This is a genomic window from Acidovorax sp. HMWF018, assembly GCF_003061035.1.
Taxonomy (GTDB): Bacteria; Pseudomonadota; Gammaproteobacteria; order Burkholderiales; family Burkholderiaceae_C; genus Acidovorax; species Acidovorax delafieldii.
Map to the genome: position 1 here is coordinate 1 of NZ_QAIM01000382.1, position 6,317 is coordinate 6,317.

The 6,317-nt window shown below is 66.0% G+C and carries 8 protein-coding genes and 1 pseudogene; 6 read left to right on the plus strand and 3 right to left on the minus strand.

All coding sequences use genetic code 11. The features are described 5' to 3' along the window. A partial coding sequence (locus DBR23_RS14905) for a cytochrome b/b6 domain-containing protein (RefSeq protein ID WP_199227715.1) occupies window positions 1–260 on the minus strand: 260 nt, incomplete at its 3' end. Window positions 261–433: 173 nt separating this feature from the next. Here DBR23_RS14905 and DBR23_RS14910 point away from each other — a divergent pair. After that, window positions 434–889: a cytochrome c gene (locus DBR23_RS14910; RefSeq protein ID WP_108498775.1), complete on the plus strand. Its 456-nt coding sequence runs from the start codon at window positions 434–436 to the stop codon at window positions 887–889. Window positions 890–1,039: 150 nt separating this feature from the next. On the opposite strand, the gene DBR23_RS14915 is transcribed toward DBR23_RS14910, so the two are convergent. Then, the gene (locus DBR23_RS14915; RefSeq protein WP_108498779.1) at window positions 1,040–1,543 is read right to left on the minus strand and encodes a TlpA disulfide reductase family protein; all 504 of its coding nucleotides are present in this window, start codon (window positions 1,541–1,543) and stop codon (window positions 1,040–1,042) included. Window positions 1,544–1,725: 182 nt separating this feature from the next. Between DBR23_RS14915 and DBR23_RS14920 the strand changes: the two genes are divergently transcribed. The 5 genes from DBR23_RS14920 (at window position 1,726) to ptsP (ending at window position 6,108) form a co-directional block, all read left to right on the plus strand. After that, on the plus strand, window positions 1,726–2,259 hold the full coding sequence (locus DBR23_RS14920) for a hypothetical protein (RefSeq protein ID WP_056744131.1): 534 nt from the start codon (window positions 1,726–1,728) through the stop codon (window positions 2,257–2,259). Between the two features lie 2 nt (window positions 2,260–2,261). Next, the gene (locus DBR23_RS14925) at window positions 2,262–3,521 is read left to right on the plus strand and encodes an MFS transporter (protein WP_108498776.1); all 1,260 of its coding nucleotides are present in this window, start codon (window positions 2,262–2,264) and stop codon (window positions 3,519–3,521) included. A gap of 85 nt (window positions 3,522–3,606) precedes the next feature. Next, on the plus strand, window positions 3,607–4,059 hold the full coding sequence (locus DBR23_RS14930; RefSeq protein WP_056058890.1) for a PTS sugar transporter subunit IIA: 453 nt from the start codon (window positions 3,607–3,609) through the stop codon (window positions 4,057–4,059). Continuing rightward, complete coding sequence (locus tag DBR23_RS14935) at window positions 4,028–4,297, plus strand: HPr family phosphocarrier protein (protein WP_056058887.1); 270 nt, start codon at window positions 4,028–4,030, stop codon at window positions 4,295–4,297. The genes DBR23_RS14930 and DBR23_RS14935 overlap by 32 nt, the downstream gene beginning before the upstream one ends. Before the next feature lie 53 nt (window positions 4,298–4,350). Beyond that, window positions 4,351–6,108, plus strand: a complete 1,758-nt coding sequence (ptsP, locus tag DBR23_RS14940) for a phosphoenolpyruvate--protein phosphotransferase (protein WP_056058884.1) — start codon at window positions 4,351–4,353, stop codon at window positions 6,106–6,108. A 105-nt stretch (window positions 6,109–6,213) separates the two neighbouring features. On the opposite strand, the pseudogene DBR23_RS30740 reads toward ptsP, so the two are convergent. Then, window positions 6,214–6,317, minus strand: a pseudogene (locus DBR23_RS30740) (EamA/RhaT family transporter); the annotation flags it as partial.

A 6,317-nucleotide genomic window follows, 5' to 3' on the forward strand; every position in this document is an offset into this window, starting at 1 on the left:
TGGGGCGTGCCACGCAGGTACCGCAGCAGCCGCGCTGGCGAGTACAGGAACGCCGAAAATCGCGACCAGCGGCCGCCCACCAATCCCCAGACCAGCCGGAACACCAGCAGCGCCAGCACCGTGTAGCCCAGGCGGAAATGCCAGACCATGGCATTGCCTCCCACATTGGCGGTGATGACCAGCGCCACGATGCAGACCGCCAGGGCCCAATGAAAAATGCGGGTTGGAAGGTCCCAGATGCGTACGGTGTGCTGCGTCATGGTGGTCAAAGGCGGTGCGCCGAAGTGAGGGATGGATGAGGAAGCATGCGGCATTGTGCGGCAGGGCGGCCGGACCTGTAACCTCCCAGCCACAGCACAAACGCGCCCAAACCGGCATACTGCGCAGGCTTGGAAGGCACCATTCTGTTCCACCCACGAAAAAGGAAGTTCCGATGAAAGCATTTGCTGCGTTGACCCTGGCGGCTGCGGCTCTGACCCTGTCCGCCCCCGCCTCCGCCCAATTTGCCAAAGCCGAAGATGCCATCAAATACCGCCAGAGTGCGCTGTTTGTGATGGGCCAGCACTTCGGCCGCCTCGGCGCCATGGCCAACGGCCGCGCGCCGTTCGATGCCAAGGTGGCGCAGGAGAATGCCGACATCGTGGCCCAGATGGCCAAGCTGCCATGGGCAGGCTTTGGTCCCGGCACCGACAAGGGCGCGCCCACCAAGGCACTGCCAGAAATCTGGACCGAGCAGGCCAAGTTCAAGGACCATGCCGAAAAGCTGGAAGCCGAGACCGCGAAACTCGCCGCTGCGGCCAAGACAGGCAACCTGGACAACCTGAAAACCGCCTTTGGTGCCACTGCAGGCACTTGCAAGGCCTGCCACGACAACTTCCGAGCGAAGTGACGCGATCACTGGAGGATCATGTTGCTATGTTTTGCATAGCAATCAAGGCATGATCCACTAGCGCAAAAGGCCAATTTCTTTCGAAATTGGCCTTTTTGATGCCCCGAACGGGCTGGGGTGCATGCGGGAGCGTTGTGTCCGCCCCGCTGCTCAGGTTTCTGCCAGCAGCTTCTCGATCAACTGGTGCAGCTCCGGGAAATTGGGGGCGCCTACATAGGTCTTCACGATCTCGCCCCGCTTGTTCACGATGAAGGTGGAGGGCGTCAGGCGCACATCGCCCCAGGCCTTGGCCACGTTGCCGGTGTTGTCGATGGCCACCTGGAAGGGCAGCTTGCGCGTTTCGGCAAAGTTCACCACGTAGCTGGGCGGGTCGTAGCTCATGGCCACGGCCAGGGTGTCAAAACCCTTGCTGTTGTATTTGTTGTAGGTCGCGATGATCTCGGGCATTTCGGCCACGCAGGTGGTGCAGCTCGTGGCCCAGAAGTTGACCAGGGTGACCTTGCCTTTCAGGTCGGCGGTGGATTTGCTGGAGCCATCCAGCAGCACGAAGGTCGATGCAGGCGCTTCGGCGCGGCCTGTGTCCAGGTACACATAGGCGCTCACAGCGGCAAACGCTGCCACCGCCACACCTGCTGCCCAATGCTTGATCGCCATGACTTCACCACCCATCCCAAAAGAAACACGGGGCCTGTGCCCCACCCTGCATTGTGCCGGAGTGGCCCGCTCACCGCGCGAGCGGCGCCCTCCACACCAAGGCTGGACTCCACTTTCCCGCAAAAGTTCGCCGCAGAACGCAGGGCAGGGCCGACATCGGGGACTCTGCCGATAATGCCCCGATGAAATGGACATTGACCGGGGCCGCTGCCCTGCTGATTGCGGGCTGCAGCCCCGCACTGAATTGGCGCACCGTGCCGCTGCCCGAAGCGGACCTGACCATCACCCTGCCGTGCAAGCCCGACCAGGCCACTCGCACCGTGGAGCTGGCAGGTGCACCGGTGGAACTGTCCATGGTGGGCTGTGATGCCGATGGCGCCACCTTTGCCGTGTCCCATGCCGCGTTGGCCGACCCTGCCCAGGTGGGCGCAGCGCTCACCCATTGGCGGGCTGCCATGCTGGCGCGCCTGGGGGCAGGGGCCGAAGCGGGCGCCAAAGACGTACCCTACGCGCCGCGCGGCACCTTGCCCCTGCCGCAGTCGGTGCGTACCGTGGCTCAGGGGCAGCGTCCCGATGGCAGCGCGGTGGTCGCGCAGGCCGTGTGGTTTGCACGCGCGGCAGGGCCGCAGGTGCGGCTGTACCACGCCGTCGTCTACACCGCCAAGCCCCGGCCGGAGGTGGCCGACCAGTTCTTCGCTGGCCTGGCGCTGCCATGACGATGAGCAGCGGCGGCGTGTTGCCACGGCGGGCGGCCGTCATCGTCTTTCTGGCGTTTGCCTTTGCCTACTTTCTGTCGGCGCTGGTGCGTGCCGTCACGGCCACCCTGGCGCCCACGCTGGCCCAGGAGTTCTCGCTGCAGGCACGGGACCTGGGGCTGCTGGCGGGCGGGTACTTTCTGGGCTTCTCGGCCACGCAGCTGCCGTTGGGGACCTGGCTGGACCGGCATGGCCCCAAGAAGGTCGCACTGGGCTTCCTGGGCGTGGCCGTGGTGGGCAGCCTGGTGTTTTCGGCGGCCACGGGGTTTTCGGGGCTGCTCGCCGGTCGGGTGCTGTGCGGCGCGGGCGTCAGCGCCTGCCTGATGGCACCGCTCACTAGCTACCGCCGGTGGCTGGAGCCGGTGGCGCAGATGCGGGCGAACTCGTGGATGTTGATGACGGGCTCGCTGGGCATGGTGGCATCCACGCTGCCGGTGCAATGGGCGTTGCCGCTGGTGGGCTGGCGCCCGCTGTTCTGGGGGCTGGCGGTATTGATCGCGTTGTCGATGGTGGTGATTGCACTGTGGGTGCCAGGCTGGGGTTTGGCGGGGCAGGCGAAGGCCGATTCCGGCGCCGCAGAGGCCTTGCCCCAGGGCTATGGCGTGGTGTGGCGGCACCCTTATTTCCAGCGCCTCGCGCCGCTGGGGTTCTTCTGCTACGGCGGCATGGTGGCCATGCAGACGCTGTGGGCCGGGCCGTGGATGCAGCGCGTGGCGGGCTACACCGCCCTGGAGTCGGCGACGGGCCTGTTCTGGATCAACGTGTCCATGTTGTGCACCTTCTGGACCTGGGGCATGGTCAACCCCTGGCTGCTGCGCAAGGGGTTTGGTGCCGACCGGCTGATGGCCATGGGCCTTCCGCTGTGCTCGGTGGTGCTGCTGGGCATCATCCTGGCGGGGCCCCAGGCCGGGGGCGGCGCCTGGGCGTTGTTCTGCGTGTCGTGCACCTTTGTGTCGCTGTCGCAGCCCGCCGTGGCCATGGCGTTTCCGCAGGCGCTGGCAGGGCGGGCGCTGTCGGCCTACAACCTCGTGATTTTTGTGGGCGTGTTTGTGGTGCAGTGGGGCATCGGGCTGGCGGTGGACGCCTTTGCAGCCGCGGGGCTGGCCACCGTGCCGGCGTTCCAGGCGGCCATGGCGGTGTACCTGGCATGCAACGCCAGCGCCTACGCATGGTTCCTGCTTCGGGGGCGGCGCCATAATGTGCTGACAACCCCCACACCATGAACACTTGCGCAACCATCGATGCAACCACCGGCGGCCTCTTCGTGACCGGCCCTTCGTTGGTCCCCGCGTGGCGTAAGTCGTGACCATGAGCCCCACCAGCATCCTCATCATTGCCCACGCCCCACTGGCCCATGCGCTGCGCGAATGTGCGCTGCACGTGTTTGCCGACTGCGGCAGCAGCGTGGCTGCGCTCGACGTGCAGCCCAACCAGCCCCCCGAAGAATCGCTGGCCCAGGCACGCATCATGCTGGACCAGCTGGGCACCGACACCACCCTGGTGCTGACCGATGTGTTCGGCGCCACGCCCTGCAACGTGGCGCAGCGCCTGGTAGACGGCGTGCGCTCGCGCCTGGTGACGGGTGTCAATCTGCCCATGCTGCTGCGCGCCGTGAGTTACCGGGCCGAGCCGCTCGATTCCGTGGTGACCCGCGCCGTGGTGGGTGGTACCCAAGGGGTGATGCAGGTGGCCATTTCCGCGCCGCAGAACCAGAACCGCCGTAACCGACATGATCAAGACCCGTACGACCATCAGCAATAAATTGGGCCTGCACGCCCGCGCATCGGCCAAGCTCACCAAGCTGGCCGGCAGCTTTCCGTGTGACGTTTTCATGAGCAAGGGGGAGCGCCGCATCAACGCCAAGAGCATCATGGGCGTGATGATGCTGGCCGCCGGGCTGGGCTCTGAAGTGGAGCTGGAAACCAACGGCGACCGCGAACAGGAGGCCATGGACGCCCTGCTGGCACTCATTGCCGACAAATTTGGCGAAGGTGAATAAGCCTGCCCACCTCGCCCGTGTCCTGACCCCGTCGAACCTTTGATCACACCACCATGACCTTCTCCGTCCACGGCCTCGCAGTTGCACGCGGTATTGCCATTGGCCGGGCCGTGCTGGTGGCGTCCAGCCGGGTGGATGTGGCGCACTACTTTGTCGAGCCCTCCCAGGTCGAAGGCGAGATCGAACGCGTGCGCCAGGGCCGCAATGCTGTGGTCGAGGAGCTGCAGCGCCTGCAGACCGACATGCCCGCCGACGCGCCGCACGAGCTGACCGCGTTGCTGGATGTGCACCTGATGCTGCTGCAGGACGAAGCCCTCACGGGCGGCGTCAAACACTGGATCACCGAGCGCCTGTACAACGCCGAGTGGGCGCTCACCACCCAGCTTGAGGTGATTGCGCGCCAGTTCGACGAGATGGAGGACGAGTACCTGCGCGAGCGCAAGGCGGACCTGGAGCAGGTGGTTGAACGCATCCTGCGCTACATGAAAGGCGTGGCCAGCCCGGTGGCACCACCGGCCAGCAGCCCGCGTCGCAAGACACAGCAAGATTTGCTGCTGGACGACACGGTGGATGTGCCCCTGGTGCTGGTGGCGCACGACCTCTCGCCCGCCGACATGCTGCAGTTCAAGCAAAGCGTGTTCGCGGGCTTTGTGACGGACGTGGGCGGCAAGACCAGCCACACCGCCATCGTCGCGCGCAGCATGGACATCCCCGCCGTGGTGGGCGCGCGTGCCGCCAGCCAGCTGGTGCGCCAGGACGACTGGGTCATCATCGACGGCGATGCGGGCGTGGTCATTGTTGATCCCTCGCCCATCATCCTGGCCGAATACGGATTTCGCCAGCGCCAGGTTGAGCTGGAGCGCGAACGCCTGGCGCGCCTGCGCCACACGCCTGCCATCACCATCGACGGCCACAAGATCGAGCTGCTGGCCAACATCGAGCAGCCCGGCGACGCCGCCGCCGCCGTGCGCGCAGGCGCCGTGGGCGTGGGCCTGTTCCGCAGCGAATTTCTGTTCATGGGCAAAAGCGGCAACCTGCCCGGCGAGGACGAGCAGTACCGCGCCTACTGCGAGGCCATTGACGGCATGCAGGGGCTGCCCGTCACCATCCGCACCATCGACGTGGGCGCGGACAAGCCTCTGGACAACAAGGCCCACAAGGACAGCTACCTGAACCCGGCCCTGGGCCTGCGCGCCATCCGCTGGAGCCTGGCCGACCCGGCCATGTTCCGCACCCAGCTGCGCGCTGTGCTGCGTGCGGCGGCCCATGGCAAGGTCAACCTGCTGTTCCCCATGCTGGCGCACACGCACGAAATCCAGCAGACGCTCGCCCAGGTGGACCTCGCCCGGGGTGAGCTGGATGCACGTGGCGAGCCCTATGGTCCTGTACAGCTGGGCGCCATGATCGAGGTGCCCGCCGCCGCGCTCATGGTGCGCACCTTCCTCAAGTACTTCGACTTTCTCTCGATCGGCACCAACGACCTGATCCAGTACACCCTGGCCATCGACCGCGCCGACGAGGCCGTGGCCCACCTGTACGACCCGCTGCACCCTGCCGTGCTGCGCCTGGTGGGCGACGTGATTGCCGAGGGGGAGCGCCAAGGCAAGAGCGTGTGTGTGTGCGGCGAAACGGCGGGCGATGTGACCATGACGCGGCTGCTGTTGGGCCTGGGGCTGCGCAGCTTCTCCATGCACCCCGCGCAGATCCTGGCTGTGAAGCAGGAGGTGCTGCGCGCTGACACGCGCAAGCTCGCCCCCTGGGCGCAGCAGGTGCTGGCGGGCGATGAACCTGCTGTGCTGCTGACTGCTTGACAGGCGGAGCATCTGACCGCCTGAGGGGGGCGGTTACTTCAAAATTGATAGCTGTCAGAGCATATTTTTCTTGCGCTCCCAGCCAATTTTGCTGAAATTCCTGCGTCAGCGTGCCCGCATCCCCATCACGGCCGCGCTGATGATCATGGCCGTGGCCAGCGCAATGCTCCAGGTGAATGCGCGGCCGCTCACCAGGATCAGCAGCGCGG

Excerpts from the sequence above, each read along its gene's own strand:
- DBR23_RS14910 (WP_108498775.1), top strand. The coding sequence starts at position 434 with ATGAAAGCATTTGCTGCGTTGACCCTGGCGGCTGCGGCTCTGACCCTG.
- DBR23_RS14915 (WP_108498779.1), bottom strand. The coding sequence starts at position 1,543 with ATGGCGATCAAGCATTGGGCAGCAGGTGTGGCGGTGGCAGCGTTTGCC.
- DBR23_RS14920 (WP_056744131.1), top strand. The coding sequence starts at position 1,726 with ATGAAATGGACATTGACCGGGGCCGCTGCCCTGCTGATTGCGGGCTGC.
- DBR23_RS14925 (WP_108498776.1), top strand. The coding sequence starts at position 2,262 with ATGAGCAGCGGCGGCGTGTTGCCACGGCGGGCGGCCGTCATCGTCTTT.
- DBR23_RS14930 (WP_056058890.1), top strand. The coding sequence starts at position 3,607 with ATGAGCCCCACCAGCATCCTCATCATTGCCCACGCCCCACTGGCCCAT.
- DBR23_RS14935 (WP_056058887.1), top strand. The coding sequence starts at position 4,028 with ATGATCAAGACCCGTACGACCATCAGCAATAAATTGGGCCTGCACGCC.
- ptsP (WP_056058884.1), top strand. The coding sequence starts at position 4,351 with ATGACCTTCTCCGTCCACGGCCTCGCAGTTGCACGCGGTATTGCCATT.